This is a genomic window from Paenibacillus sp. B01 (assembly GCF_009649995.1).
Taxonomy (GTDB): domain Bacteria; phylum Bacillota; class Bacilli; order Paenibacillales; family Paenibacillaceae; genus Paenibacillus_O; species Paenibacillus_O pasadenensis.
Genome location: NZ_CP045802.1, coordinates 4060414 through 4085583, shown reverse-complemented (window position 1 = coordinate 4085583; position 25170 = coordinate 4060414). Strand labels below are relative to the sequence as shown.

The 25170-nt window shown below is 65.1% G+C and carries 23 protein-coding genes; 19 read left to right on the top strand and 4 right to left on the bottom strand.

Annotated features, from left to right (window positions below; genetic code table 11):
- The first annotated feature begins 34 nt into the window (after window positions 1–34).
- Both GE073_RS17530 and GE073_RS17525 read left to right on the top strand, forming a co-directional pair.
- Window positions 35–1885: a peptidoglycan D,D-transpeptidase FtsI family protein gene (locus tag GE073_RS17530; protein ID WP_153783975.1), complete on the top strand. Its 1851-nt coding sequence runs from the start codon at window positions 35–37 to the stop codon at window positions 1883–1885.
- An 87-nt stretch (window positions 1886–1972) separates the two neighbouring features.
- The gene (locus GE073_RS17525) at window positions 1973–4063 is read left to right on the top strand and encodes a methyl-accepting chemotaxis protein (protein ID WP_153783974.1); all 2091 of its coding nucleotides are present in this window, start codon (window positions 1973–1975) and stop codon (window positions 4061–4063) included.
- A gap of 87 nt (window positions 4064–4150) precedes the next feature.
- Here the strand turns inward: GE073_RS17525 and GE073_RS17520 are convergent, their stop codons facing one another.
- Window positions 4151–5257: an AI-2E family transporter gene (locus GE073_RS17520; protein WP_153783973.1), complete on the bottom strand. Its 1107-nt coding sequence runs from the start codon at window positions 5255–5257 to the stop codon at window positions 4151–4153.
- Window positions 5258–5413: 156 nt separating this feature from the next.
- Between GE073_RS17520 and GE073_RS17515 the strand changes: the two genes are divergently transcribed.
- From GE073_RS17515 to GE073_RS17505, 3 genes are all read left to right on the top strand, one after another.
- Entirely contained in the window at window positions 5414–6829 is a 1416-nt protein-coding gene (locus GE073_RS17515) for a polysaccharide deacetylase family protein (RefSeq protein WP_028597564.1), read from the top strand.
- A 103-nt stretch (window positions 6830–6932) separates the two neighbouring features.
- Entirely contained in the window at window positions 6933–7508 is a 576-nt protein-coding gene (locus tag GE073_RS17510; RefSeq protein ID WP_028597565.1) for an RNA polymerase sigma factor, read from the top strand.
- Entirely contained in the window at window positions 7505–8491 is a 987-nt protein-coding gene (locus tag GE073_RS17505; protein WP_101807908.1) for an anti-sigma factor, read from the top strand. Before GE073_RS17510 ends, GE073_RS17505 begins: the two co-directional genes overlap by 4 nt.
- A gap of 82 nt (window positions 8492–8573) precedes the next feature.
- Here GE073_RS17505 and ilvD read toward each other — a convergent pair whose 3' ends face one another.
- Window positions 8574–10259 (bottom strand): dihydroxy-acid dehydratase, encoded by a 1686-nt coding sequence (ilvD, locus tag GE073_RS17500; protein ID WP_028597567.1) that lies wholly within the window; start codon window positions 10257–10259, stop codon window positions 8574–8576.
- Between the two features lie 193 nt (window positions 10260–10452).
- Here ilvD and GE073_RS17495 point away from each other — a divergent pair, with 193 nt between their 5' ends.
- The 11 genes from GE073_RS17495 (at window position 10453) to nfsA (ending at window position 19871) form a co-directional block, all read left to right on the top strand.
- A complete protein-coding gene (locus tag GE073_RS17495; RefSeq protein WP_052332954.1) occupies window positions 10453–10905 on the top strand; it encodes a copper amine oxidase N-terminal domain-containing protein in 453 nt (150 codons plus the stop codon).
- A gap of 196 nt (window positions 10906–11101) precedes the next feature.
- A complete protein-coding gene (locus tag GE073_RS17490) occupies window positions 11102–11806 on the top strand; it encodes a response regulator transcription factor (RefSeq protein ID WP_028597568.1) in 705 nt (234 codons plus the stop codon).
- Entirely contained in the window at window positions 11796–12899 is a 1104-nt protein-coding gene (locus tag GE073_RS17485; RefSeq protein WP_228551611.1) for a sensor histidine kinase, read from the top strand. The genes GE073_RS17490 and GE073_RS17485 overlap by 11 nt, the downstream gene beginning before the upstream one ends.
- Window positions 12900–13301: 402 nt before the next feature.
- Complete coding sequence (locus GE073_RS17480) at window positions 13302–13607, top strand: urease subunit gamma (RefSeq protein ID WP_028597570.1); 306 nt, start codon at window positions 13302–13304, stop codon at window positions 13605–13607.
- A 40-nt stretch (window positions 13608–13647) separates the two neighbouring features.
- Complete coding sequence (locus GE073_RS17475; protein WP_028597571.1) at window positions 13648–14016, top strand: urease subunit beta; 369 nt, start codon at window positions 13648–13650, stop codon at window positions 14014–14016.
- Complete coding sequence (ureC, locus tag GE073_RS17470; RefSeq protein ID WP_028597572.1) at window positions 14013–15728, top strand: urease subunit alpha; 1716 nt, start codon at window positions 14013–14015, stop codon at window positions 15726–15728. Before GE073_RS17475 ends, ureC begins: the two co-directional genes overlap by 4 nt.
- 8 nt (window positions 15729–15736) lie before the next feature.
- On the top strand, window positions 15737–16444 hold the full coding sequence (locus GE073_RS17465; RefSeq protein WP_153783972.1) for an urease accessory protein UreF: 708 nt from the start codon (window positions 15737–15739) through the stop codon (window positions 16442–16444).
- 32 nt (window positions 16445–16476) lie between these two features.
- Entirely contained in the window at window positions 16477–17229 is a 753-nt protein-coding gene (ureG, locus tag GE073_RS17460; RefSeq protein ID WP_052332955.1) for an urease accessory protein UreG, read from the top strand.
- The gene (locus GE073_RS17455; RefSeq protein WP_153783971.1) at window positions 17226–18239 is read left to right on the top strand and encodes an urease accessory protein UreD; all 1014 of its coding nucleotides are present in this window, start codon (window positions 17226–17228) and stop codon (window positions 18237–18239) included. The genes ureG and GE073_RS17455 overlap by 4 nt, the downstream gene beginning before the upstream one ends.
- Window positions 18240–18416: 177 nt before the next feature.
- Window positions 18417–18860: a MarR family winged helix-turn-helix transcriptional regulator gene (locus GE073_RS17450; RefSeq protein WP_164820097.1), complete on the top strand. Its 444-nt coding sequence runs from the start codon at window positions 18417–18419 to the stop codon at window positions 18858–18860.
- Between the two features lie 237 nt (window positions 18861–19097).
- A complete protein-coding gene (gene nfsA / locus GE073_RS17445; protein ID WP_228551609.1) occupies window positions 19098–19871 on the top strand; it encodes an oxygen-insensitive NADPH nitroreductase in 774 nt (257 codons plus the stop codon).
- 253 nt (window positions 19872–20124) lie between these two features.
- Here nfsA and GE073_RS17440 read toward each other — a convergent pair whose 3' ends face one another.
- Window positions 20125–20619 carry a hypothetical protein gene (locus GE073_RS17440; RefSeq protein WP_153783970.1) on the bottom strand — a complete coding sequence of 165 codons (495 nt, stop codon included), beginning with the start codon at window positions 20617–20619 and terminating at the stop codon, window positions 20125–20127.
- A 180-nt stretch (window positions 20620–20799) separates the two neighbouring features.
- On the opposite strand from GE073_RS17440, the gene GE073_RS17435 reads away from it, so the two are divergent.
- The 3 genes from GE073_RS17435 (at window position 20800) to GE073_RS17425 (ending at window position 23443) form a co-directional block, all read left to right on the top strand.
- Window positions 20800–21756, top strand: coding sequence for a 3'-5' exoribonuclease YhaM family protein (locus tag GE073_RS17435; RefSeq protein WP_028597577.1), 957 nt, complete (start codon window positions 20800–20802; stop codon window positions 21754–21756).
- Between the two features lie 111 nt (window positions 21757–21867).
- On the top strand, window positions 21868–22590 hold the full coding sequence (locus GE073_RS17430; RefSeq protein WP_028597578.1) for an NAD-dependent protein deacylase: 723 nt from the start codon (window positions 21868–21870) through the stop codon (window positions 22588–22590).
- 295 nt (window positions 22591–22885) lie between these two features.
- The gene (locus GE073_RS17425) at window positions 22886–23443 is read left to right on the top strand and encodes a nitroreductase family protein (protein ID WP_153783969.1); all 558 of its coding nucleotides are present in this window, start codon (window positions 22886–22888) and stop codon (window positions 23441–23443) included.
- A gap of 36 nt (window positions 23444–23479) precedes the next feature.
- Here GE073_RS17425 and GE073_RS17420 read toward each other — a convergent pair whose 3' ends face one another.
- On the bottom strand, window positions 23480–25111 hold the full coding sequence (locus GE073_RS17420) for an AraC family transcriptional regulator (protein WP_153783968.1): 1632 nt from the start codon (window positions 25109–25111) through the stop codon (window positions 23480–23482).
- Window positions 25112–25170: the final 59 nt, after the last annotated feature.

Here is a 25170-nt window from a genome sequence, read left to right as displayed (position 1 = left end):
ACCGCGACATCTGGAACCGAAGGAGGAACGGCCCATGTCCGCTTCCCGAATGAAGACGGTGGCGGCTCTGATCGCCGCTTTGCTGCTTGTCGCTCTGCTCCGCCTCGGCTGGGTGATGCTTTGGCCGTGGAGTCCCGCTTCCTCGGCCCGCCATGCGACAGCGTCCGAGACAGCGGTTAGGCAGCGCAGCCACCGCCTGCTGCTGGACGCCGGAAGAGGCGATTTCGTCGACCGCTCCGGGCTGCCTTTGACAGGCTTCGCTTATGAGGCGCTGGCGATCTTTCCGCATCCGTCCGGCCAGCCGCGCGGCAGCGGCCGGGACATGGCCGAGCTGGCGCGAGTGCTGCAAGCCGGCTCCGAGGAGCTGCGGCAAGAGCTGGAGCGGAGGAAGGAGCCGGGCTTCTGGATGGATGCGAAAAGCGGCCTGCCGCTGCGGCTCAGTCCGCGGCAGCGGACCGAGCTGGCGGGCCTGAAGCTGGAAGGCGTGGCCATCCTGCCCTACCGCGCCCGCCGCGATCCGTCGTCCGCTGCCGTCCAGGCGATCGGATATGTCAGCGAAAATCCCGAACGGATCGCCGCCGCATACGGCAAGCGGCTGGCCGCAGGCAAGGCGAGCCTGCGCGACGCAACGGGAGGCGGCGGTCTCGAGCTGTCGCTGGACGGGCTTCTTCGGGGGACGGGGCCGGCCTATGCCAGCTATATGACCGATGCGGCCGGCCTGCCGCTCAAAGGGCTCGGCCTGACCGTGGAGCGCCCGGCCAACCCGCGTTATCCGCTGCAGGTGCGGACGACGCTCAGCCTGCCTCTGCAAGTCGAGCTTCAGCGGTATGCGGGCGAGGCCGGGCTGAAAAAAGGCGCGGTCGTCGTGCTGGATGTCCGGAACTCGGACATTTTGGCGATGGTCTCCAAGCCCGACATGGAGCTTCCGGCACGAGGAGAAGCTTTTTTTGACGGAGCGGCCAATCGGGCCGTGCGCGCCTATGCGCCCGGCTCGATCTTCAAGCTTGTCACCGAGGCGGCAGCGCTGGAGGCCGGAGCGGCCGAGCCGGGCGAGGAATTTTATTGCGGAGGCGAATACGGCCATCATGGCCTGTCATGCTGGAAAGAAGGCGGCCACGGCCGGCTCACGCTGGAGCAAGGGCTGGCGCAGTCCTGCAACATCGTGTTCGCCGCTCTGGCGGAGCGGCTGCGGCCGGATGAGCTCGCCGCGGCGGCGGACAAGCTCGGTCTCGGCAGGCGCATCGGCTGGCATCTCGAGGCAGGCCGCAGGGAAGGCGCGCTGTCCGGACCGCTGCGCCTGATCGGCGAGGAAGAAGCGGGCACGGTATTCGGCGCGGCAAGCCCTTGGAGCCGGCTTGAGCTGCTGCGCAGCGGCAAGCTGGCCCGCAGCGGCATCGGGCAGGAGGATGTGCGGATGACGCCGCTGCAGGCGGCGAACTTGACGGCGACGATCGTTAATGGCGGCAGGGTGGCCGAGCCGGCGCTCGTAAAGGAAATCGACTTTGCCGACGGCCAGCGTCTCGCCGCGCTGCGCAGCCATGCCTCGCCCTCCGCGCACGGGCAAATCTCGCCGCGCACGGCCGCCATGCTGAGGAGAGGCATGGAGCAGGTCGTAGCCAGCGGAACCGGACGCGGCCTTCACCGAGCCGCCTGGCCGCTGGCCGGCAAGTCGGGGACGGCGGAAAGCGGCAGGCCCGGAGCGGGGAACAGCCAGTGGTTCATCGGCTACGGGCCTGCCGACCATCCCCGCTATGCCGTCGCCGTCCTGGCCGAGGAACGTCCGGAGGGAAGCGCCAACCTGGCGGCGCGGCTGTTCGGCGGCGTCATGGATCGGATCGCGGCCTGGGAGCGCGCCGCCTTGGCCTCGTCCGCCCAAGAAAAGTGAAAAAGAGCCCTTTGTTAATAAAAATATCCCCTCTACGTTCCGATAGGTATAAAGACACCCCTTTTTCGGAATTGGAGGCGATTTCAATTGAATCAATTTGTTTCGAAGTGGATCCTTCGCCCTTTTCGCCTCATCAGCGTAAAGCTATTCCTGATCATTTTCGCCAGCATCGTCGCTTGCGTGCTCGCCATGGGCTTCATCTCGTACGGAATCGCCAAATCGGTGATCGAGCGCAAGGTGACGGAATCGACGGTGGAGACGGCCAATCAGGTCGCGGATCGGCTGGACATCGTGCTGGACGACTACCTGCGCTTCTCCATGCACTTCCTGACGGACAAGATCGTTCAGGAATCCGTCAGCGAGCTGGTATTCGCCAATAAGGAAGACAACGTATTCGAGCGCTTCAAGGCGCAGCGGACGCTGTATGACCGCATCTCCTCGATGGCGATGGCGAACAAGACGATCCGCCATATCGCCTTCATCCCGATCGACGACCGGCTGCAGACTGAAGCGGTCGGCACGTTGACGCTCGACGTGAAGCTGGCGAAGGAGGAGGCCTGGTACAAGGAGGCGGTCAGCCTGGACGGCAAGCCGTATTGGACGCCTTACCAGCCGGGAGGCTTCGATGCGAAAAGCCCGCCGTCGATCGGTCTGGCGAGAGTCATCAAGTCGATCTCGGGCGATCCGGCCTTTCTGATGCTGCTGGAGCTGGATGCTGACTTCGTCGGCAGCCAGCTGGAGGGCATCCGGCTCGGATCCGGCGGCGAGATCAGCCTGATCGACGAGCGGGGAATCGTGCTTTCGGATTCGAGCGGAGGCCAGCGGGCCGGCCAGGCGAGTCCGCTGCAGCTCAAGGGCTCGGAAACGCCCATCCATTATTGGAGCGGCTCGCTGCTCATGATCGAGGATCATCTCAAGAACAGTCCATGGACCGTGGCGGCCTCGATTCCGGGCGGAGAGCTCGTCAAGGATGCCAAAAGCATTTTCGTCATGACGGTCTGGGTCGCGGCGGGAGCCGCCCTGCTGGCGGTGCTCGTCGGCGCGTTCGTCGTCTGGAGCGTCGGCAGGCCGCTGCGCAGCCTGCGCTCGCTCATGCGGCGGGGCAAGGACGGGGAGCTGAGCGTCCGGTCGAGCCACCGCTCCAAGGACGAGATCGGCCAGCTTGCGGCGAGCTTCAACGGCATGATGGAGCAGCTCGGCCAGCTTGTCGGCCAGACGAGCCGCATGGCCGCCCAAGTGCTTGATACCGCCGGCCAGATGGCCGATCAGTCTCGCCGAACCGCCACGTCCGCGCGGGAGATCGCAGCCGCCACGGACGAAATCGCGGCCGGAGCCTCCAGCCTCGCCGTCGAGGCCGAGAAGGGAATCGAGCTGACGGAAAAGATGGATGAAGGCATGGAGCGGATGAAGCTCAGCACGGACGAGATGCGCGCATCGGCCGGCCAAGTGGAGTCCGCGAGCCGGGAAGGGACCGGCCATATGGAGAAGATGCTCGGCAAGACGGAGGAAGCGGATCGGATCGTAAGCGACATCTCCGCCAAGATCGCCCGCCTCTCCGACAATACGCGCTCGATCCGCGGCATCCTGACGCTGCTGTCGGGCATTGCCAAGCAGACGAACATCCTGTCGCTCAACGCTTCGATCGAGGCGGCCCGCTCGGGCGAGGCCGGCAAGGGCTTTGTCGTCGTCGCCGGCGAGGTGCGGGAGCTGGCGGATCAGTCCAAGGCTTCCATCCAGCAGGTCGAAGCCATTCTCGCCGCGCTTCAGAGCGAGGTGGGCGAAACGGTCGAGACACTGGCGACGGCTCGCCCGGCATTCCGGCAGCAGCTCGATTCCGTGCAGGAGGCGGGCAGCCTGTTCCTCCAGGCGCAGTCCCGGATGGCGCTGCTCGGGGAGAGCCTGGCGCGCGTCGACGAGGCAATCGTCGAGCTCGGTGCTACGCAGCTGCAGATCGGCCAGGCGATGTCCGGCGTGAGCTCGGTCTCGGAGCAGTCGGCCGCCGCCTCCCAGCAGGTCGCTTCGCTGAGCAGCGAGCAGCTCGGCGTGAGCGACAGCCTGGTCGGCTTGTCCGCCCGCCTGGAGGAAGTCGCCTCGTCGCTGCGCGCTTCGCTGGGGCATTTCCGGCTGGAGGAGGAAGCAAGCCCATCCTTCGGCAAGGACGGACCCGCCGCCGGATAGGTGGGATAAAGCAGGCAAAGGGCCGCATCCGCTGTCGTCATGACAGCGGATGCGGCCCTTTGGGCTTGGCGCGAGGCAGGAACGGCGTCAGCCCTTCTCCGCCAGCTCGACGTCGTACTCGTCCTTGGGAGGAGTGATCCAGCGGCGGAAATAGCCCTGGTCGTACAGCGCCTTGACGAGAATGACGAGCACCGGAGAGAGGATGACGCCGGCGACGCCGAACAAGGACAGCGAGATGACCATGAATGCGAGCATCGTGAAGGCGGAGACGCCGAGCGTGTCGCCGGTGATGAGCGGCTCGAGAATTTGCCGGGCGGCGACGATGACGAGGAACAGGATGCCGAGCCAGATCGCCAGGTTGTAGTCGCCGACGACGAGCAGGTAGGCGATCCACGGGACGAACACGGTGCCGACGCCGAGCAGCGGCAGCACGTCGAACACGGCGGCGATGGCGGAGATCGTCAGCGCGTTGTCGACGCCGAGCGCCAGCAGCGAGACGAAGATGACGACGAAGGTGATCGAGATGAGCTTCATCTGGGCTTTCAGGTAGCCGACGATGCCCGAGAAGACGTTTTCGCGCAGGAAGACGAAGGCTTTCTTGAACGTGCGGGGCGTCTTGCTCGCGGCGATCCGCTTCCAGTCGGCGATCTCGATGCTCAGGAAGTACGCCAGGATGACGCCGAGCACGAAGTTGAACATGAACGTGGAGACCGAGTTCAGGTAGCCGGCGGCCTTCATCAGGAAGCCTTCCGCGACCTTTTGCCCCCAGCGGGTCAGGGCGTCGATGTAGTCCTGGATCTTGTCCACCGTATCGGGCGGCAGCGCGCTCGTCTTGTCCTTGAGCCAGGTGGACCCTTGGGCGAGCTGCTCCTGCAGGATCGCCTGGTATTGAGGCAGCTTGTGGGCGATCGAGTTCGCTTCCCGCACCATGATGTAGCCTGCGCCGAAGAAGATGCCGAGCACGATCGCGGAGAAGAGCAGGATCGAAAGCGCCGAGGCGATCGACTTCTTGAGGCCGAGCCGGTGGAGCAGCCTCGCGAGCGGCTCGATGACGGCGAAGATGAGCAGGGAGAGGAAGATCGGAGCGGCGATGGAGTAAAGGAAGCTGAACGCGAGCATAATGAGGTACACGGTCAGAGCGATGAGAGCGATATCGAATGCGGTGCGCCAATATTTGCGGTAAAACATCAGCATGAGGGAAATCCGGCTCCTTTGCAGCGTCAATTGGAAATCGATTCATATTTCCGCTTTGATTGTACTATAGATTTTAAAGATGCAGGCGGTTTTTTGAAACTCGTTTATGCTACAATGGGTGGTAGACTTCTAGAGAATATGGTGGGGAACAGAAACATGGAGAATTTGCTCGTCTGGGGATTCTACTTCCTATCGCTCTATGCGTTTATCCCGGGACTGATCAGCCGCCTGTTCGGCTTCCGCGTGTTCAAGCGCGGACTCGCGGACAAGGAGATCGCGCTTACCTTCGACGACGGCCCGGATCCCGTCTACACGCCCATGCTGCTCGATCTGCTCGCCAGGCATCGCGCCAAGGCGACTTTTTTTGTCGTCGGGTCCCATGCGGAGCAGCATCCGGAGCTGCTTCGGCGGATGAGGGACGAGGGGCATACGGTCGGCATCCACAATTACGTGCACAAGAGCAACTGGATCATGCGGCCGAAAACCGTCAAGCGGCAGATCGCCCTGACGAGCGCGGTCATCGAGCAGGCGATCGGGGAGACGCCCGTTTATTACCGGCCGCCCTGGGGAATCGTCAACCTGTTCGATTTCTCCAAGAAGGGCCAGTACAAGATCGTGCTCTGGTCGGGCATTTTCGGCGATTGGAAGGCTCATGAAACGTCCGACAGGCTGAAAAGGCGCCTGCTCAAGAAGCTTCGTCCCGGCGAGGTGATGCTGCTGCATGACTGCGGCCGCACGCTCGGAGCGGACGAGGACGCGCCGGCCCAGATGCTGGAGGCGCTGGAGGTGTATTTGGAGGAGGGCGGCCGCAAGGGCTTCCGCTTCGTCGGCGTGCCGACGCTCATGGAGCTGACCGAGAAAAACAAGGCGAAGCGTCCGACGGCGTTCAACCGTCTGCTGGCGGGCGCCTGGCTGCAATACGAGAAGCTGTTCCATCTCGTGTTCCGCTTGAAGCCGGTCGCCAGCGAGAAGGGCGGCAGGCCGGTCTTTCACTATCGCAAAGTCGCCTACAACGGTCCGCCGATCGAGCTGAGCGAAGGCGAGCGCATCGTCAAGGGAGATCCGCTCGCCGAGATCCATCTCGACAATGAGATGCTCCGCCAGGCGGCGGTCCGCTCCTCCTCTCCGCTCGCGGTCATCATCCGCCTCCTGCGCGAGATGGAGTCGGCTCTCCCGGCCCTGTCCGCCGCGGTGCTGAACGATCCTGCGATGGACAAGGTCAAGGCGCTCTACGGAGTGACGATGATCCACAACGGAACCGACAAGCTCGGCTTCCAGGTGTTTGACCTGCCGGAGAACCTGTTCGCCAAGGCATCCCGCATTTATTTGAAGATCCTTTTCCGAATTCTATCCGCCAAACCGCGCGCCAAGTCCCGCAAGCCTCGCGGAGCGCAACCGCGCGGCGAGGCCAAGCCGATGTATCCGCGCATGCTGTTCCTCTCCCGCAGAGACATGGAAAGCTATACGAGCACTTCCGCCCCGGCTCCGCGCCAGCCTGTCGCGGCCAAGCCGGAAGCCGCTTTGGCCGCTCTGGCGAGCGAGCCTGCGGCTGCTCCGGGCATGCTGTCCTGACCTTGCCGGCCGGTCCCCTTACGGGAGGACCGGCTTTTGTTTTTGCGGCGGATTGGACTTTTATCCCCTAGGGGATATGATAGATAGGAAGGGAGAGGAACACATGACCGAGGCAGACTGGGAGGAGCATCTGATGCTTCAGATCGCCTCCCGGAGCAGCGATGCGCTGGAGAAGCTATACGATCGCTACGAGAAGCCGTTGTACTCGTTCGTCTACCGAATCGTGAAGGACAGCATGGCGGCGGAAGAGATCGTTCAGGAGCTGTTCCTCAAGCTCTGGAACCATGCCGAGGCGTATGTATCGAACGGCCGCTCCGGGAAGGTCAGCACCTGGATCTTCACGATGGCGCGCAACGGCGCGATCGACTGGCTGCGCAAGCGCGACCGCCGGCCGGCCGCCGGCGGCCAGGACGGCATGGATGAGCTGCGCGACCCGGTCACGACGGAGCTTACCGTCGAGAACCGGATGCTGGCGGAGCAGATGAGGCAAGCTCTGTCCGGACTCAGCCAGGAACAGCAGCAGGTGATCGAGTGGGTTTATTTCGGCGGGTATACCCAGCAGGAAATCGCGGACAGGCATGACATCCCGCTAGGCACGGTCAAAAGTCGGATCCGCCTCGGTCTTCGCCAGCTGCGCAGTCAGCTGGGCGAATCGTGGAGGGGGGAGGTTCGATCATGAGGGAAGGACATGAGGAGGAAAATCGCAAGCCATGCTCGGACATCGATCTGTATGCGATGGGCTTGCTGGAAGGCGAAGAACGAGAGCGCATGGAGCGGCATATCGCAGGCTGTAGCGATTGCCGTGAGGAGCTGGCCCGGATCGAGGAGCTGCTCGGCCTGCTGCCGCTAGCCGCCGAGCCGGCCGAGCCGCCGCAGGGAATGCGCGAGCGCGTGCTGGGCCAGGTGCTGGGCCGTCCTCAGGCGGACCGCTTGGAGGAGGACGCGGCCGAGCGCTCCGAGCCGGCGCTGCCTCCGGACGTTTTTGCGCTTCGCCAAGACGAGGACGGAACGGACGCGAGGCAGCAGCTTGCGGACCGCAACGAGCGTTCGTCGGCCGCGCCGCTCTCCGGAGCGGACCGGACCGAGCGCCCGGCCGAGCGCGCGCAGGAAGCGCCAGCCGCGGAGGGGACCGGGAGGAGAAGGCGGCTCGCGGTCGGAGCGCTGGCCGGTGCGGCAGCGGTCATGCTGCTCGTGACCGGAGTGCTGGCCCAGCGCATGGACAGTCTCGGGCGCGAGAACAAGCGGCTCTCGGCCGAGCTGCATGCGTCGACGCAGACGCTGGACAGCACGATCGAGCAGCTGCGCAAGACGGAGCAGCCTTTTGCCGGCGCGATGGTCAGCCAGATCGTCTCGCTCAAGCCGGTCAAAGATCTCGTCGCCAGAGGGCAGGCCTATCTCGTCGTGGACGATCGCGGCACCCATCTGATCGTGCAGGCGAGCCGGCTTCCGGAGCTGAAGGACGAGCAGGCGTTCCAGGTGTGGCTGATCAAGGGCGACAAGCCGGTCAATGCCGGCACGTTCATGCCGACGGGCAACGCCGGCGCGGTCACGTTCACGTTCCCCGGCGGCTCGTACGACCAGGTCGCCATCACGCTGGAGCCGGACGCCTTCGGCCAGGAGCCGCGAGGCAGCATCGTGCTCGCCGGAGCTCTCAAGACATAGATGGACAGCACGGCGACAATTCAACCTGTAAACCAAAAGCTCCCCGGCGCTTCGAGCGCTGGGGAGCTTTTTGGGTAAGGAATCAGATCTTCATGACGCCGCCGGTGCTGGCGGAGGTGACGAGATGAGCGTAGCGGGCGAGGTAGCCGCGCTTGATCTTGAGCTCGAAGCCGGTCCATTCGGCGCGGCGCTTGGCCATCTCCTCGTCGCTGATCTCGAGCTGGATCGTGCGGTTGTTCATGTCCAGCTCGATGATGTCGCCGTCGTGGACGAACGCGAGCGGACCGCCGTCCGCCGCCTCCGGCGAGATATGGCCGATGCTGATGCCGCGCGAGGCGCCCGAGAAGCGGCCGTCGGTGATGAGGCCGACCTTGGCGCCGAGGCCCATGCCGACGATCTGCGACGTCGGAGCGAGCATCTCCGGCATGCCGGGGCCGCCCTTCGGCCCTTCGTAGCGGATGACGACGACATGGCCTTCCTTGACGAGGCCTTTGCTCAAGCCTTCCAGCACGGCGTCCTGCGAGTCGAAGCAGATCGCCGGGCCGCGGTGGTAGCCGCCCACGGACTTGTCTACGGCGCCGACCTTGATGATCGCTCCGTCCGGAGCCAGGTTGCCGAACAGGACAGCGAGGCCGCCGCGCTCGGAGTGCGGATCGTCGATCGGGCGCACGACGTCGCGCCGCTTGATTTCCGTATTTTCAACGTTCTCGCGGATCGTCTTGCCGGTGACGGTCATGCATTCGGTATGCAGGGCGCCCGGCTTGTTGAGCAGCTCGCGCAGCACGGCGCTGACGCCGCCGGCCTCATGCACGTCCTCCATGTGAAGGTCGGACGCCGGAGCCAGCTTGGACAGATGCGGCACGCGGTTGGCGACTTCGTTGATGCGGGCGATCGGGTACTCGATGCCGGCTTCATGCGCGATCGCGAGCGTATGGAGGACGGTATTGGTCGATCCGCCCATCGCCATGTCGAGCGCGAACGCGTTGTCGATCGCCTCCGCCGTGACGATGTCGCGCGGACGCAGGTCCATCTCGATCAGCTTCATGAGCTGGCGGGCGGACTCCTTGACGAATTCCTTGCGCTCCTCCGCTACGGCGAGGATGGAGCCGTTGCCCGGCAGGGCGATGCCGAGCGCCTCGGCGAGGCAGTTCATCGAGTTGGCGGTGAACATGCCGGAGCAGGAGCCGCAGGTCGGACAGCCGAACTGCTCGAGCTCGGTCAGGCCGACCTCGTCGATCTTGCCGGCCATGAACTGGCCGACGCCCTCGAACACGCTCGTCAGCGAGATCGCGCGTCCGTCGCTCGTGCGGCCGGCCTTCATCGGGCCGCCGCTCACCATGATGGACGGGATGTTGACGCGCAGCATGCCCATCATCATGCCGGGAGTGATCTTGTCGCAGTTGGGGATGCACACCATGCCGTCGAACCAGTGGGCGTTGACGACCGTCTCGACGGAGTCGGCGATGATCTCGCGGCTCGCCAGCGAGTAGCGCATGCCGATGTGGCCCATCGCGATGCCGTCGTCGACGCCGATCGTATTGAACTCGAACGGCACGCCGCCCGCTTCGCGGATCGCTTCCTTGACGACCTTGCCGAATTCCTGCAGGTGGACGTGGCCGGGGATGATATCGATATAGGAATTGCAGACGGCAATGAACGGCTTGTCGAAGTCTTCTTCCTTGACGCCGGCAGCGCGCAGCAGGCTGCGGTGCGGGGCTCGGTCGAAGCCTTTTTTGATCATGTCAGAACGCATCTTCTTCGGTGCCATGCTTGTCCCTCCCAGGATTAACATCATTCCAATTAGTGTACCATATGTGCCCTGGATTGACTACCGATTGCCGCATTCCTGCATTAAAGTGGAATGAATCCTATCGGCATCGCAACTTCTTGATATCGTCAGCGTTTAAGTCGTTCGGGAAGCGGTTTAATGAGAATCAAATCCGCTCCGAGGAGGCATGTTCATGAGTACATATCGAAGCAAGAAAGCGGCCGGCCTGCTGCTGGCCGGCATCCTGATCGCCGGCGCGGCCGCGCCGGCCGCAGAAGCCGCCAAGGAGGCGCCGAAGGTGCTGGTCAACGGCGTGAATTACGCGCTCGACAAGGAGCCGCTGGTCAAGGACGGACGCACGCTCGTGCCGCTGCGCGGCATCTTCGAGGCGCTCGGAGCGACGGTCGACTGGAACCAGTACGAGCAGACGATCACGGCGACGCGCGGCAAGAACGAGATCTTCCTGCAGGTGAACAAGACCAAGGCCAAGGTCAACGACATGGAGATCGAGCTGTCGGTGCCGGCGCAGAACATGAGCGGCACGACGATGGTGCCGCTGCGCTTCATCGCCGAGGCGCTGGGCACGTACTGCGTCTACTATGCCGACCAGAACCTCATCACGATCACCGATCGCGTGGAAAGCTAGCTTTCCCGCAAGACGCGGCGCTGCCCCCTTCCGGCCGGAAGGGGGCTTTTCGCGCCTCCGGCTTCGGAAAAAGCCGGTCCGGCGCCGGCTTTTCTGAAGAAAGCCTGAAGATTCCTTAAACGGCCCTTTCGATCGGGCGCGCGCGCTTCCAAGGCCGGCGGCCGTGCGGTATAGTGGCTGTAAGGAGTGGTAATCGGTGAAAAAGCTGCTGATCGTAGACGACGACCGCGAGATCGCGGAGCTGATCCAGATCTATCTGGCCAACGAGGGCTATGCGACCGTGCTCGCCCATGACGGGGAGGAGGCGCTCGCCATGGCCGCCGCGGAGCCGTTCCATCTGATCGTGCTCGACATCATGATGCCCAAGGCGGACGGGCTTGAAGTATGCCGCCAGCTGCGCCGGGAGGGCTCCGCCCAGGTGCCGATCCTCATGCTGAGCGCCAAGGCGGCGGACATGGACAAGATCATGGGGCTGATGACCGGAGCGGACGACTATATGGTCAAGCCGTTCAACCCGCTGGAGCTCGTCGCCCGCGTCAAGTCGCTGCTGCGGCGGGCCTACCAGTTCCCCAAGGCGGGCGGCGGGTCCGACGCCGGCGGGGCGGTGGAGCTCGGGCCGATCGTCATCGACAAGTCGACCCATACGGTCACCTGCCGCCAGGACGGGCGGCAGCTGCATCTGACGAGCACGGAGTTCGGCATCCTCCATCTGCTCGCCTCGCATCCGGGCAAGGTGTTCAGCGCGGAGGACATTTTCCAGCAAGTGTGGAAAGAAAAATTTTACGAATCGAACAATACCGTCATGGTGCATATCAGCAAGCTGCGGGACAAGCTGGAGCAGGAGACGGGAGACAAGTTCATCGTGACGGTGTGGGGGGTCGGCTACAAAATTGAAGGATGACAACGTCGTCAAGGACATGACGTTCCGCCTGCTGCTCCATCTCGCGCTGAGCGCCGCGCTCTCGGTCATCTCGTCGGTGCTGCTCGTCGTCGTCGCGGAGCGGCTGGCGAGCGAGCTGCCCGCGCTGCGCTGGATCGCGCATCTGCTGATCGACCAGTTCGGCGACTTCACGCTCGTCATTCTCGCGATCGGGCTGTTCCTCGTCTTCCTGCTGCTGCTCCAGCAGCGCCAGTTTCGCTATTTCCGCGACGTCAGCCGCAGCGTGCGGTACATCGCCGACGGCAACTTCGACTACCAGGTGCCGGTGCGGCAAAAAAACGAGCTCGGCGATCTCGCCGCCTACATCAATTATCTCGTGCACAAGCTGCAGCTGTCGCTCGACGACGAGCGGCGGGCCGAGCAGACCAAGAGCGAGCTCATCACGAACGTCTCGCATGACCTGAGGACGCCGCTCACCTCGATCATCGGCTATCTCGGCCTGATCGAGCAGGACCGCTGCCGCGACGAGGTGGAGGTGCGCCAGTACGTGCATATCGCTTATGAGAAGTCGAAGCGGCTCAACGTGCTGATCAACGACCTGTTCGACTATACGAAAATGCGGTACGAGACGTCTCCGCAGCGCATCCATACGTTCAATCTGACCGAGCTGCTGCGCCAGCTGCTCATTCAATACCGGGTGCCGCTCGAGGAGGCGGGACTCGTCGGCGCGCTCCATGCCCCGTCCGGCAAGCTCGCCGTCACCGGCGATCCGGACAAGCTCGTGCGCGTGTTCGAGAACCTGCTCGCCAATGCGATCCATTACGGCAAGGACGGCGGCAAGGTCGATCTCCATGCCTCGGCGGAAGGCGAGGAGGCGGTCGTGGAGGTCGTCAATTACGGCGAGATGATTCCGTCGGTCGACCTGCCGCATCTGTTCGACCGGTTCTACCGCGTCGACAAGGCGCGCGGCCTCGACAGCGGCGGCTCCGGCCTCGGCCTGGCGATCGCCAAGAGCATCGTCGAGCAGCACGGGGGCGGCATCTCGGCCGCGAGCGATCCGTATCTGACTTCGTTCCAGGTGAGGCTGCCGCTGGCGCAGGATCACGATCTTTAGACTTTCTTAAGGTTTTTTTAGGATTGCTTTACGGCATGAACGATCCGTCCTGCGGTACAATGATCCTATCGAAACCAAGCGGAAGCGGAGGGACGTCCATGAGATACCTGTGGATGATGGTCATGGCATGCGCAGTGATGCTGATGGCCGTCTTGCTGATCGGCAGCCAGGAAGGGGAGTCCGCCGGACTCGTCGACCTGCTGCTGCGCATCTGGTAGCGCCGGCTGCCGGCGCCCTTTTTCCCGGACCCTGTTCCGACTCGCCTGCCCCGTCGTCCTTCTGGACGGCGGGGCTTTTTTCGCGCTTCCCGGTTGCTTTATGTCAGATAATCTCACATAACTCATTTACTTTCCTGCGGCAGCGCGCCTATAATGGAGCTATTCCGGAGAAGAGGTGAAGGGCATGCAGTTGACCGAACGCGAGAAAGAAAAGCTGCTCATCACGGTGGCGGCCGACGTCGCCCGCCGCAGGCTGAACCGAGGCGTGAAGCTCAATTATCCCGAGAGCATCGCGCTGATCACGTCCGAAATCATGGAGGGCGCGCGCGACGGACAGACCGTCGCCCGCCTGATGGAATACGGCACGCGCATCCTGACCCGCGACCAGGTGATGGAGGGCGTGCCGGAGATGATCCACGAGGTGCAGGTGGAAGCGACCTTCCCCGACGGCACGAAGCTCGTGACGGTGCATCATCCGATCGGCGGCTAGAGAGAACAGGCCGTTCGGCGGCCATGAGGGAGGAACAGTCATGATACCGGGGGAATACCGCACGGCACAGGGGAGCATCGTGCTCAATGAAGGACGCCGCACGGCGGAGCTGATCGTCGTCAACGGAGGAGACCGGCCGGTGCAGGTCGGCTCGCATTACCATTTCTTCGAGGTGAACCGCGGCCTCAGGTTCGATCGGGAATCGGCCTTCGGCATGCGGCTGGACATCCCGGCCGGCACGGCGGTCCGCTTCGAGCCCGGCGAGGAGAAGCCGGTCCAGCTCGTCGAGCTCGGCGGCAGCCGGCTCGGCTACGGCCTCAGCGGGCTGACGAGCGGCCCGGCTCCGGCCGGCGCGATGCCGGACGACGTGCGGCGCAGGCTGGAGCAGTGGGAGGGCGGCCGATCATGAGAGAGATGGATCGGAGCAGCTACGCCGGCATGTTCGGCCCGACGACGGGCGACGCGGTGCGGCTGGCGGATACCGAGCTGTGGGCCGTCATCGAGCGCGACCACACGGTGTACGGCGACGAGTGCAAGTTCGGCGGAGGCAAGGTCATCCGCGACGGCATGGGCCAGTCGAGCTCGGCGCTGCGCAGCGACGGCGTGCTCGACACGCTCATCACCAATGCCGTCGTCATCGACCACTGGGGCATCGTCAAAGGCGACATCGGCATCCGCGACGGGCGCATCGTCGCCATCGGCAAGGCGGGCAATCCCGACATCATGGACGGCGTGACGCCGGGCATGGTCGTCGGCGCGAGCACGGAGGTGATCGCGGCCGAGGGCAAGATCGTCACGGCGGGCGGCATCGACGCGCATATCCACTACATTTGCCCGCAGCAGATCGAGACCGCGCTCTCGTCGGGCGTGACGACGATGATCGGCGGCGGCACGGGCCCGGCTACGGGAACGAACGCGACGACCTGCACGCCGGGCGCCTGGCATATGCGGCGCATGCTGGAGGCGGCGGAGGCGTTCCCGATGAACCTCGGCTTCACCGGCAAAGGCAACGCCAGCTTCATGGAGCCGCTGATCGAGCAGATCGAGGCGGGGGCGATCGGCCTCAAGCTGCATGAGGACTGGGGCACGACGCCGGCGGCGATCGACGCCTGCCTGCAGGCGGCCGACCGGTACGACGTGCAGGTCGCCATCCATACCGACACGCTCAACGAATCGGGCTTTCTCGAGGATACGCTGGCCGCGATCGGCGGCCGCACGATCCACACCTACCATACCGAGGGCGCCGGCGGCGGCCACGCGCCGGACATCATCCGCGCGGCGGGCGAGCTGAACGTGCTGCCGAGCTCGACGAATCCGACGCGTCCGTTTACGGTGAACACGATCGAGGAGCATCTGGACATGCTCATGGTCTGTCATCATCTGGACTCGCGGATTCCGGAGGACGTCGCGTTCGCCGACTCGCGCATCCGGCCGGAGACGATCGCCGCCGAGGACATCCTGCACGACATGGGCGTGTTCAGCATGCTGAGCTCCGACTCGCAGGCGATGGGACGCGTCGGCGAGGTCATCCTGCGCACATGGCAGACCGCGGACAAGATGAAGCGGCAGCGCGGCCCGCTCGCGCCGGACACGGAGGGCGGAGACAACTTCCGCATCAAGCGCTACATCGCCAAGTACACGATCAATCCGGCAATCACGCACGGCGTCTCCCATCTCGTCGGCTCGATCGAGCCGGGCAAGCTCGCCGACCTCGTCGTCTGGAGCCCGATGTTCTTCGGCGTCAAGCCGGAGCTCGTGCTCAAGGGCGGCATGATCGCCTACGCCCAGATGGGCGATCCGAACGCCTCGATTCCGACGCCTCAGCCGGTGTTCGGCCGTCCGATGTTCGGCGCGTTCGGCAAGGCGATGCAGCGCACGAGCATCACCTTCGTCTCTCAGGCGGCGTACGAGGGCGGCATCGCCGAGCGGCTCGGGCTGCAAAAATGGGTCGAGCCGGTCAAGGGCTGCCGCTCCGTCACGAAAAAGGACATGATTCTCAATGACGCGACGCCGGAAATCGTCGTCGATCCGGAGACGTACCGGGTGACGGTCGACGGCGAGCCGGCCGTCTGCGAGCCGGCCGAGGTCGTGCCGATGGCGCAGCGGTACTTCCTGTTTTGACGGGGGCGATGCCGCCGCGGGGCGGGGCGCCGCTCGTGCCGTGGCTCGTGCTGCAGCAGCTGCTCGACTCGGCGCTGCCGATCGGCGGCTTCTCGCATTCGTTCGGCCTCGAGACGCTCGTCCAGGAAGGCGACATCGCCCGTCCCGACGAGCTGGAGGCGTACTTGCGGGCGATGCTGCGGCAGAGCTGGACGACGACCGACGCGCTCGTCGTCCGCGCCGTCTACCGAGACGCGCCCGTAGAGGCGTGGGAGCGGCTGTGGGCGGCCGAGCGGCTCGTGCATGTCGGCCGCATGAGCGCCGAGACCCGCTCCGGGATGGAAAAGATGGGCCGCCGCCTGCTCAAGCTCGCGGGCAGCAGCTATCCGGAGCTTGACCTTGCCCGGCTCGAGGCGGCTTATCGGAGCGGCGACTGCCTGCTGACCCATCCGCTCGTGTTCGGCTGGATCTGCTGGCAAGCCGGCATCGGCGAGGAGCAGGCGCTTCAGGGCTGGCTGTACGGCTGCCTGAGCAATGCCGTGAACAGCGCGCTGCGCCTGATGGCGATCGGCCAGACCGAGGCGCAGCGGCTGCTGGCGCTGCTGTCGGGCGAGACGGTCCCGGCCGCGCGCGCGGCGCTGGCGATGGAGCCGGAGGACGCCTGGAGCGACATGCCGGGCTCGGAGCTCGGCATGATCCGCCACGAGACGCTTTACTCCCGGCTGTTCATGTCCTGATCGAATTCATTTATTCCAAGGAGGAATTCCCCATGTGCCAAGGCCAAGGACATACCCATATCGAGTGGAACACGAATCCGATCCCGCAAGGACGTCCGGTGCGCATCGGCATCGGCGGCCCGGTCGGCTCCGGCAAGACGAAGCTGGTCGAGACGCTGTCCCGCGAGCTGAAGGACCGCTGGAGCCTCGCCGTCATCACCAACGACATCTATACGAAGGAGGATGCCCGCATCCTCGCGGCGACCGGCGTGCTGCCGGAGGAGCGCATCATCGGCGTGGAGACGGGCGGCTGTCCGCATACGGCGATCCGCGAGGACGCCTCGATGAACTTCGAGGCGATCGAGGAGCTGGAGGAGCGCTTCTCGCCGCTTGACCTGATCTTCATCGAGAGCGGCGGAGACAATCTGGCGGCGGCGTTCAGCCCGGAGCTGGTGGACCGCTTCATCTATATCATCGACGTGGCCCAAGGGGAAAAGATTCCGCGCAAGGGCGGCCCGGGCATCATGCGCTCCGACCTGCTCGTCATCAACAAGATCGACCTCGCGCCGCATGTCGGAGCCAGCCTTGCGGTCATGGAGGAGGACTCGCGCCGGATGCGCGGCGATCGGCCGTTCGTCTTCACCAATCTGTTCGGCGGGAACGGGGTGGCGGAGATGGTCGACTGGATCGAGCATGAGCTCGCCCATGCCAAAGGGATCTCGCATGGCCACGGAGCGGATGCTGCCGCGCTGAGCCCGACCTTGACGCCGCTCCGAATGGCCGGTTCGGGCGGCGCGCTCGCTTGAGCCGCACCGCCCGGGCCGGCGGCGGTGCGGGCGCGTCTGCGGGCGCATCTGCGGACGCAGCGGAGAGGAGCGCGCTCGGCGGCGTGTCCGCTGAGCGCGCCTTCTCCCACGGGGGCGCGGAGCATGCGAAGGCGCGAGCCGTCTCCGCCGGCGAGCTGACCGGCGCCGAGACGGCGGCGCGCGGAGCCTCCGTCCTGCAGGCGCGCTTCGAGGAGCGCGGCGGCCTGACCCGGCTCGTCTCGCGCTACCACACGTCGCCGATCAAAATCGCCAAGGCGTTCCCGCTCGGCTCCGGCGCCGGCGTGCTCGTCATGGACGTCTCTCCGGGCATGCTGAGCGGCGACCGCTACGAGCTCGACTGGAGCCTCGGCGCCGGCGCTTCGGTGCAGATCTCCAACCAGAGCTTTCTCAAGGTCCATCCTTGCGAAGAGGAGGGAGGCGCGTCGCTGCGCCAGCGCTTCGCGCTGGAGAACGGCGCCGTATGCGAGCATCTGCCGGAGCCGGTCATGCTGTACGAGGACGCTTCGCTGCTGGCGGACACCGAGGTGCGGCTCGCTCCGGGCGCCGTCTGGATGCAGACGGAGGTGCTGTGCCCGGGACGCACGCTGCGCGGAGAAGTGTTCCGCTATCGTCGGCTCGACAACCGGCTGACGGTGTACGCCGACGGCGAGCTGATCTTCCGCCAGCGCCAGCGGGTCGAGCCGCGCGCGCAGCAGCTCGCGGCTCCCGGCAGCTGGCATCGGTTCACGCATTGGGGCACGTTCTGCCTGTTCGGACGCGGCGCGGACGCGGAGCTGGAGCAGCGGCTGCGCCAGCTGCTGGACCGGCTGCCGCAGCTGCCTGGCCGGAAGGTGCGGACGGGCGTGTCGCGCACATGGCGGAGCGGCATCGTCGTGCAGGCGGCCGGCCATGCGGCATGGACGGTGCAGCGCGTGCTGGAGGAAGTCCGGCTCGAGTCGCGCAAGGCGCTTTGGAGCGAGCCGCCGCCGCCTTTCGTCAAGTCTGTCTGAATAAAAAATGAAACCCGATCCCTGCCTTCGGCGTAGGAAGCCTCTAAGGATGCTTCCGTCATGCGCGGAGCTGCCCGAGGATCGGGTTTTTGTCTTTTTTTGCTTTACCTACAAGAAGTTGACCTTATAAGGTTATCCTACATCAAGATTGCGAGAGAAGAAGCAGGAGGCGAAAGCATGGTACAGGATGGGGCATTGGAAGAGCTGACCAAGCAGCTGGATGACCGGTTCCGGCTGGTGCGCAAGCTGATCACATCGGAATGGAACCGGGACAACGAGCACGGGCTCGGCCTTACGCATGCCCGCATACTGACCTTGCTGGCCACGGAAGGGCCGCAAAAAGCGTCGGTACTCGCGGACAAGCTGCTCATCACGTCGGGAGCGGTGACCGGTCTTGCGGACCGGCTCGTCGAGCTCGGCTATATCGCGCGCGAGCGCGGGGAGTCGGATCGGCGCGTCGTGGTGCTGAGCATCGACAAGAAAGGCCTCAAGCTGCTCAAGCAGATCGACGAGACTCGGCATGCGCTCATGCTGAAGCTGTATCGCGGCATGGAGAAGCAGGAGATGGATATGATGCTCAAGCTGTTCGACCGCATGATCGCCAATCTGCAGAAAGAGTAGGCCGAAGCTGCAAGGGCGGTCTGCGGGAAGTGCCGGGCGTGATGCGCGGCATGAAGCGGACGGGAGCTATGGGAGCCGAGGAAGCGTTCAGACCCGCAGGCGGGCTTGGACGCTTTTTTTGTCCGCAGCGCCAAGGTTTAGGCGAGCCGCAGCCGCAGCCGCCCTGCGGTTGACAAGCCCTGGCCGATTGCCTATTCTAGGCACGAATGGAATCGAGGAGGAACGGGAGGGTTCGCGATGAACGAAAGCAAGAAGGAGCGGCCGGACGCGCTGCGCATGGAGGAGACGCTGTCGCTGCTGGAGCGCCACCGCTCGATCCGCCGCTATGCGGACGAGCCGGTGACGGCCGAGCAGCTGGACCGGATTCTCGGCTGCGCGCAGATGGCCTCGTCGTCGAGTCATATGCAGGCTTACAGCGTCATCGGCATTACCGATCCGGAGCTGCGCGGAGGGCTCGCAGAGCTGGCCGGAGGCCAGCGCCATGTGCGCGAGGCGCCGACCTTCCTCGTCTGGTGCGCCGATTTGAGCCGCTTCGCGGAAGCGGCGGGCATGCACGGCGCGCAGCTGCAGACGTCGACGGAGTATTTCCTCGTCGCGACCGTGGATGCGGCGCTGGCGGCGCAAAATGCGGCGATCGCCGCCGAGGCGCAGGGCCTCGGCATCGTCTATATCGGAGGCATCCGCAACGACATGCGCGCCGTCTCGGAGCTGCTGGAGCTGCCGCCGCTCGTCTACCCGGTGTTCGGCATGTGCATCGGCGTGCCGGCCGAGGAGCCGGACCTCCGGCCGCGGCTGCCGCTCTCGGCGGTTTATGCGGAAAACCGCTATCCGGCGGGCAGCCGTGCCGAGCAGCTTGAGGCATACGACGACGAATACCGCGGCTACATCCGCGGCCGCTCCGGCGGCGGCCGCGATACGACGTGGACGCAGGAGATGAGCGGGCGGACGGCGTATCCGCCGCGCACGTTCACCGGGCTGCTGCGCGAGAAGGGGTTCCGGCTGGAGGATTGACGCTGCCGCGGGCGGCGGGGCGAGGCGGTGGAAGAAGAATCGGAGCCCCGCAGCTAGTGAACCGAGGGAACAAGGGAAGAAGCTCCCTTGTTGGAGCGCCGCAGCACGCGAAGCCGTGGAACAAGGGAAGAAGCTCCCTTGTCCCCTCGGCAGCATTCCGCAGCGAACCAAAAAAGGGACGGAGCCGAAGCTTCGTCCCTTTTCGCGTTGCAACAAATCAATCCGCGCCGCGCATGGCGTTGCGGCTTGCTTGCTAGCGGCTTTCCTCCTGCGGAGCGGAGCCGACGCCGTTCAGCAGGTCGGTGCCATGGAATTCGTCGGGCGGCGCGACCGGATCGACCGGCGTGCCTTCCGTCAGGTCGAGCTCGGCGTCGGAGCTCGGCCTGGCCGCCGCCCGGCCCGGCTCGGCGTCCGCCTCGACGCTTGTCGGCGCGGGCGCCGGCGAATCTCCTACCGGCGTCTCGACGGCATAGTCGCCGCCTTCGCGCTGGCGGGCATAGTCTCCCGGGTCAGGGCCTTCCGCATAGGCGATATCGTCCGCGAGGCGCTCGTTCGCCTCGGCGGAAGCGATCGTGTAGCGGTCGACCTGCACGCCGCCGTAGGTGCCTTCTCCGGACGGATACGTGCGGAGAAGCTCCTCCTCGGCGCTGGGGACGCGGCTGCCCTCCGCCTGATCCTCGAACAGGCCGTGCCGCGGATCGATGTCCTTTTCCGTCGAGAGTCCGTGATCGTTGTCGTTGCGCTTCATGAAGATTCCTCCTCCGTCGAATCGAGCTTGGCTACTCGGATACGTTGATCTTACCCTCCTGCAAGGGTTTCCAATCGCCGGCGCGTCCATACGCCGGCAGGGGAGCAGGACGATTATCCGTGCGCAGCCAAATCGAGTATAATAGGTTCATTATGGTTATACCGGAAGGAGCTTTCACGCATGACCCTGATCAGCACGCTGACCGACAAGCAAGAGGTGACCGGATTCTTTCTCGTCAAGGAGCTGGATGTCAAGCAGACGAACGCGACTCCGCCGAAGGATTACTGGGATCTCGTGCTTGCCGATTCAAGCGGCCAGATTACGGCCAAATACTGGGATCTGAAGCCGGCCGAGAAGGAGTCGCTGCAGTCGCTGCAGGTCGCCAAGGTGCACGGCATCGTGCAGCTGTACCGCGACCGGCTCCAGCTGAAGATCATCCGCATCCGCCCGACGAGCCCGGAGGACGGCGTGCAGCTGACCGACTACATCCGCGCCGCGCCGGTCGAGGCCAAGGAGCTCGTCGCGCAGATCCGCGCCAAGGTCGACAGCATCGGCGACGCCGATATCCGCAACATCGCCGCTTATTGCGTCGTCAAGGCCGGCGACCGGCTGGAGCATTACCCCGCCGCCAAGAGCCATCATCATGCCTACTATGCCGGTCTCGCCTACCACACCGTGCGCATGCTGGAGATCGGCGAGTTCCTGTGCGCGCAGCGTCCGTTCCTGAACCGCGACGCGCTCATCGCCGGCATCGTCCTGCATGACCTGGCCAAGCCCGAGGAGATGAACGCGCAGCTCGGCATCGTATCCGAATACAGCGACCGCGGCCGCCTGATCGGCCATCTGGCGCTCATCTCGGGCTGGATCGTCGAGGCGGCGCTCAAGCTGGGCGTGCCCGCCGACTCGCCGAAGGTGACCGTGCTGCAGCATCTCGTGCTGTCGCATCATAATCTCGGCGAGTGGGGCAGTCCCGTGCAGCCGCAGATGGCGGAGGCGGTGGCGCTTCATTATATCGACTCGCTGGACGCCAAGCTGCAGATGGTCGAGGACGCGCTCGGCTCCATCCCGGAGCAGGAGGCTTGGACGCCGATGATCCGCGGCCTGGAAAACAAGGCCGTCTATCGGACGAGGCTCTAGAGCGGACAAGGACGAGCCGTCCTCCGACGAGCGGCGCGGCCGCGCCGGCTTGCCGGAGCAAGCAGTTCCAGCCGAGGCATCATCTACCCTGACTAGAGGAGAGTGGCGGCCATGACGGGTCCAGACTATCGCGAGGCGATCGGCCGCAGCCGGCGCATCGTCTTTTTCGGCGGCGCCGGAACCTCGACCGAAAGCGGAATTCCCGACTTCCGCTCGGCCGGCGGCCTGTACGAGCAGCGCACGAGCAAGATGTACGCGCCGGAAGAGATTTTGAGCCGGGACTTCTTTTTCGACCATCCCGGCGACTTCTATGCGTTCTATCGGGAGCATATGCTGCATCCGCAGGCGCTGCCGAACGCGGCGCATCTCAAGCTCGCCGAGCTGGAGCGGGAAGGCCGGCTGAAGGCGGTCGTCACGCAGAACATCGACGGACTGCACCAGCGCGCGGGCAGCGTCAACGTGCTGGAGCTGCACGGCTCGGTGCATCGCAACCGCTGCCTCGACTGCGGCCTGTTCCATCCGCTGACGGCGGTGACGGGAGATCCGCGGCCGGTGCCGCTCTGCTCGGAATGCGGCGGCATCATCAAGCCGGATGTCGTACTGTATCAGGAAAACCTTGACTTCGAGCTGCTCGAGCGCGCCGCCGAGCAGATTCGGCAAGCGGACACGCTGCTCGTGGCGGGCACCTCGCTGACCGTGCAGCCGGCGGCGGGCCTCGTCTCGCTGTTCCGCGGCGACAGCCTCGTCATCATCAACCGCACGGCGACGCCGCTGGACCGGATGGCGACGCATCTCGTGCGCGGCAGCATCGGCGAGGCGCTCGGGTCGCTGTAGCCGACCTGGGCCGCCCTTGGATCGTGAGGACGGACGAAGGCGCTTCACGACAAAAGGCCGGCCGATTCGGGTCCGTCCAAATGCAGGCGCAGGAACAGATCATAACGAGCCGCCTCGCCAGTCCAACGACTGGCGAGGCGGCTTTGCGCGCTTGGCAGGAAGGATCGCGGCCGAGCGGGCGGTTTTTTTGTCCATGCAAAAGGGGCAATGCTCTCCATAGCCTCGCCGGCGCAGGCACGGTTATGCTAGGACATGCGGGCGGCAAGCCGCTCCGCAGCTCGAGACGGAGGTAGCCATGGAACTGAACGAATTGATTCGCGGACGGCGCAGCGTGCATGTATTCGAGGATCGCGAGGTCGATCCGCAGCTCGTCTCCGACCTGCTCGATACGGCGGTGTGGGCGCCCAATCATCGCATGACCCAGCCGTGGCGGTTCATCGTCGCCGCAGGCGAAGGGCGCCGCAAGATCGCCGACGCCTGCCGCGCGATGAACGAGCGCTGGGAGCGGGATCCGGCCAAAAAGCAGGAGACCGGCCAGAAATATTACCGCAAGATCATGAGCAATCCGCTGATCGTCACGGTCGTCATGAAGGAAAATCCTTACCTGCAGGTGAGGGAGGAGGATTATGCCGCGACGGCGACGGTCATCCACAACTTCAGCCTGCTCGCCTGGGAACAGGGGATCGGCATGGTATGGGAAACGTACGAGTGGCTGCACGAAGACGTCTTCCGCGAGGCGGTCGGCATCCGGCCCGGCGAGCGGGCCGTCGGCAACCTGCATGTCGGCTATCCGAAAGCGATCCCGAAGGCCGAGCCGAGAATCCCGGCCGCGCAGCTCATCACCTGGCTGTAGCCGGCGGAGGCGGCCAGGCGCGAGGCTCGAGCCGGATCAGCGCACGCGCGCGGCTCCGCGGGGCATGCCGCTGAAGTAGCGGGCGCAGTCGTAGATGGCGAATTCCCGCCCCGAAGGTCCCCATGGATCCCATTCGCGGCTGTCAGGCACATGCAGCCGGCCTTCGCGGACGGCGCGCAGCTCCCTCCAGGCCGGGTGGGCGCGCAGCCGGGCCAGCTCGCGCGCGTCGCTCCATACGACGAGGATGCTGTCCGGATCCATCGACAGCAGCTCCTCGAACGCATGGCTGCGGTAGAAGCCGTGGCGGATGCGGCTGTGCGGGCAAAAGCCGAGCGCTCGATAGAACAGATCGCTGAAGGCATGGCCGTCGGCGCCGAACAGGCGGAAGTCGCCCGGCAGCACGCGCACGATCGCCAGCTCTCCGGCCGCTTCGGCGGCGGAGGCGAGCTGGCCGCGATACGCGAGCTCGATGCCTTGCACGCGGCTTACGGCGGCTTCCGCCTCGGCTTCCCGGCCGAGCATGGAGCCGAGCGATTCGAGGTAGGCCTGCCAGCCGCCGAAGCCGTCCATGCAGACGGTGTTCGGCATGCCGCGCCACGGGCCGTCGGTCGGATTGCCGCCGAAATCCATCTTGATGATGAGGTCGGGCGACAGGCTCTGCACGTCGCGCGGGAGGATGGAGGTCTCGGCGTTGAGCGGCTTCGTGCCCTCCAGCTGCGGCTGCAGATAGTCCGGGAATCCCGAGGGCGTGCGATAGACGCTCGGAAAGGCGGGCGCGGCGACCGGCTTGATGCCGAGCGCAAGCAGATGATCCTGCAGGAACAGATGGCTGACGATCGCGACGCGCGTCGCGCTGCGTCCGGCGAAGGCGCTGGGCGAGACGCCGGCCGTCTTTTTGAACAGCCGGCTGAAATACAGCTCGTCCGCGTAGCCGACGCTGGCGGCGATGTCGCGCAGCGTCGGCCGTCCCGGCTGCCGCAGCAGCTCCTTAGCCTGGCGCATGCGCAGCTCCGTCAAATAGGCGGTCGGCGACTGCCCCGTCGCTTTTTTGAACGAGCGGCAGTAGGCGCTCGGCGTCAGGCTGGCCATCCGCGGCAGCTCCCCGACCTGGATCGGCTCCATATAGTGCGTCTCCAAATAACGGATCGTGCGCTGGACCGCCTCCTGAGCGCCGTTCTCCTCCTCGCCCGGCATGAGGCTGACCCGGTGCAGCAGCTCGTAAAGCAGCGCCTGCCGCCGGAAAAAGGCCGAGGGCGTCCGGCTGCGGCCAAGCTCGAGCATGCCGCCGAGCAGCGTGAGCACGGAGCTCGGGGCGGCGATGCGGACGCTGCGTCCCGGCAACTCGGGAGTGCCCGGCCGAGGCTTGGCCGCGGCGCACAGAGGGAGCACGGACGGCCCGCTGCCGTCGTACTCCAGCACATAGGCGTCGAGCGGCCGATCCGGCTGCAGCTCCGCCTTGATCCAGGTGCCGGGAGCGAGCGCCCAGCAGCTTTCGGGCTCGAGCGGGCAAGGCTGTCCGTTGAGCTCGAGCCGGCCGGAGCCGTCGAAGAGGAAGATGAGGGCATGGCGGAGCAGGCGGAACGGCTGGACCGGCGATCCGCCCTCGAGCCGATGGCGTTTCAAGGAGACGAACGTATAAGAAGAAGCGCGCTTCGTGACGCTGGGCATGGAAAGCTCCTTTTTTTTGTGGATTTAATGAGAATGATTATCATTATTATAATCGTTCC

Bases quoted from the DNA above. Each gene is read 5' to 3' on its own strand.
- GE073_RS17425 (WP_153783969.1), top strand. From the start codon at position 22,886: ATGGAACTGAACGAATTGATTCGCGGACGGCGCAGCGTGCATGTATTC.
- GE073_RS17430 (WP_028597578.1), top strand. From the start codon at position 21,868: ATGACGGGTCCAGACTATCGCGAGGCGATCGGCCGCAGCCGGCGCATC.
- GE073_RS17440 (WP_153783970.1), bottom strand. From the start codon at position 20,619: ATGAAGCGCAACGACAACGATCACGGACTCTCGACGGAAAAGGACATC.
- GE073_RS17450 (WP_164820097.1), top strand. From the start codon at position 18,417: ATGGTACAGGATGGGGCATTGGAAGAGCTGACCAAGCAGCTGGATGAC.
- nfsA (WP_228551609.1), top strand. From the start codon at position 19,098: ATGAACGAAAGCAAGAAGGAGCGGCCGGACGCGCTGCGCATGGAGGAG.
- GE073_RS17515 (WP_028597564.1), top strand. From the start codon at position 5,414: ATGGAGAATTTGCTCGTCTGGGGATTCTACTTCCTATCGCTCTATGCG.
- GE073_RS17420 (WP_153783968.1), bottom strand. From the start codon at position 25,111: ATGCCCAGCGTCACGAAGCGCGCTTCTTCTTATACGTTCGTCTCCTTG.
- GE073_RS17520 (WP_153783973.1), bottom strand. From the start codon at position 5,257: ATGCTGATGTTTTACCGCAAATATTGGCGCACCGCATTCGATATCGCT.
- GE073_RS17480 (WP_028597570.1), top strand. From the start codon at position 13,302: ATGCAGTTGACCGAACGCGAGAAAGAAAAGCTGCTCATCACGGTGGCG.
- ureC (WP_028597572.1), top strand. From the start codon at position 14,013: ATGAGAGAGATGGATCGGAGCAGCTACGCCGGCATGTTCGGCCCGACG.
- GE073_RS17495 (WP_052332954.1), top strand. From the start codon at position 10,453: ATGAGTACATATCGAAGCAAGAAAGCGGCCGGCCTGCTGCTGGCCGGC.
- GE073_RS17465 (WP_153783972.1), top strand. From the start codon at position 15,737: ATGCCGCCGCGGGGCGGGGCGCCGCTCGTGCCGTGGCTCGTGCTGCAG.
- ilvD (WP_028597567.1), bottom strand. From the start codon at position 10,259: ATGGCACCGAAGAAGATGCGTTCTGACATGATCAAAAAAGGCTTCGAC.
- ureG (WP_052332955.1), top strand. From the start codon at position 16,477: ATGTGCCAAGGCCAAGGACATACCCATATCGAGTGGAACACGAATCCG.
- GE073_RS17475 (WP_028597571.1), top strand. From the start codon at position 13,648: ATGATACCGGGGGAATACCGCACGGCACAGGGGAGCATCGTGCTCAAT.
- GE073_RS17510 (WP_028597565.1), top strand. From the start codon at position 6,933: ATGACCGAGGCAGACTGGGAGGAGCATCTGATGCTTCAGATCGCCTCC.
- GE073_RS17530 (WP_153783975.1), top strand. From the start codon at position 35: ATGTCCGCTTCCCGAATGAAGACGGTGGCGGCTCTGATCGCCGCTTTG.
- GE073_RS17435 (WP_028597577.1), top strand. From the start codon at position 20,800: ATGACCCTGATCAGCACGCTGACCGACAAGCAAGAGGTGACCGGATTC.
- GE073_RS17505 (WP_101807908.1), top strand. From the start codon at position 7,505: ATGAGGGAAGGACATGAGGAGGAAAATCGCAAGCCATGCTCGGACATC.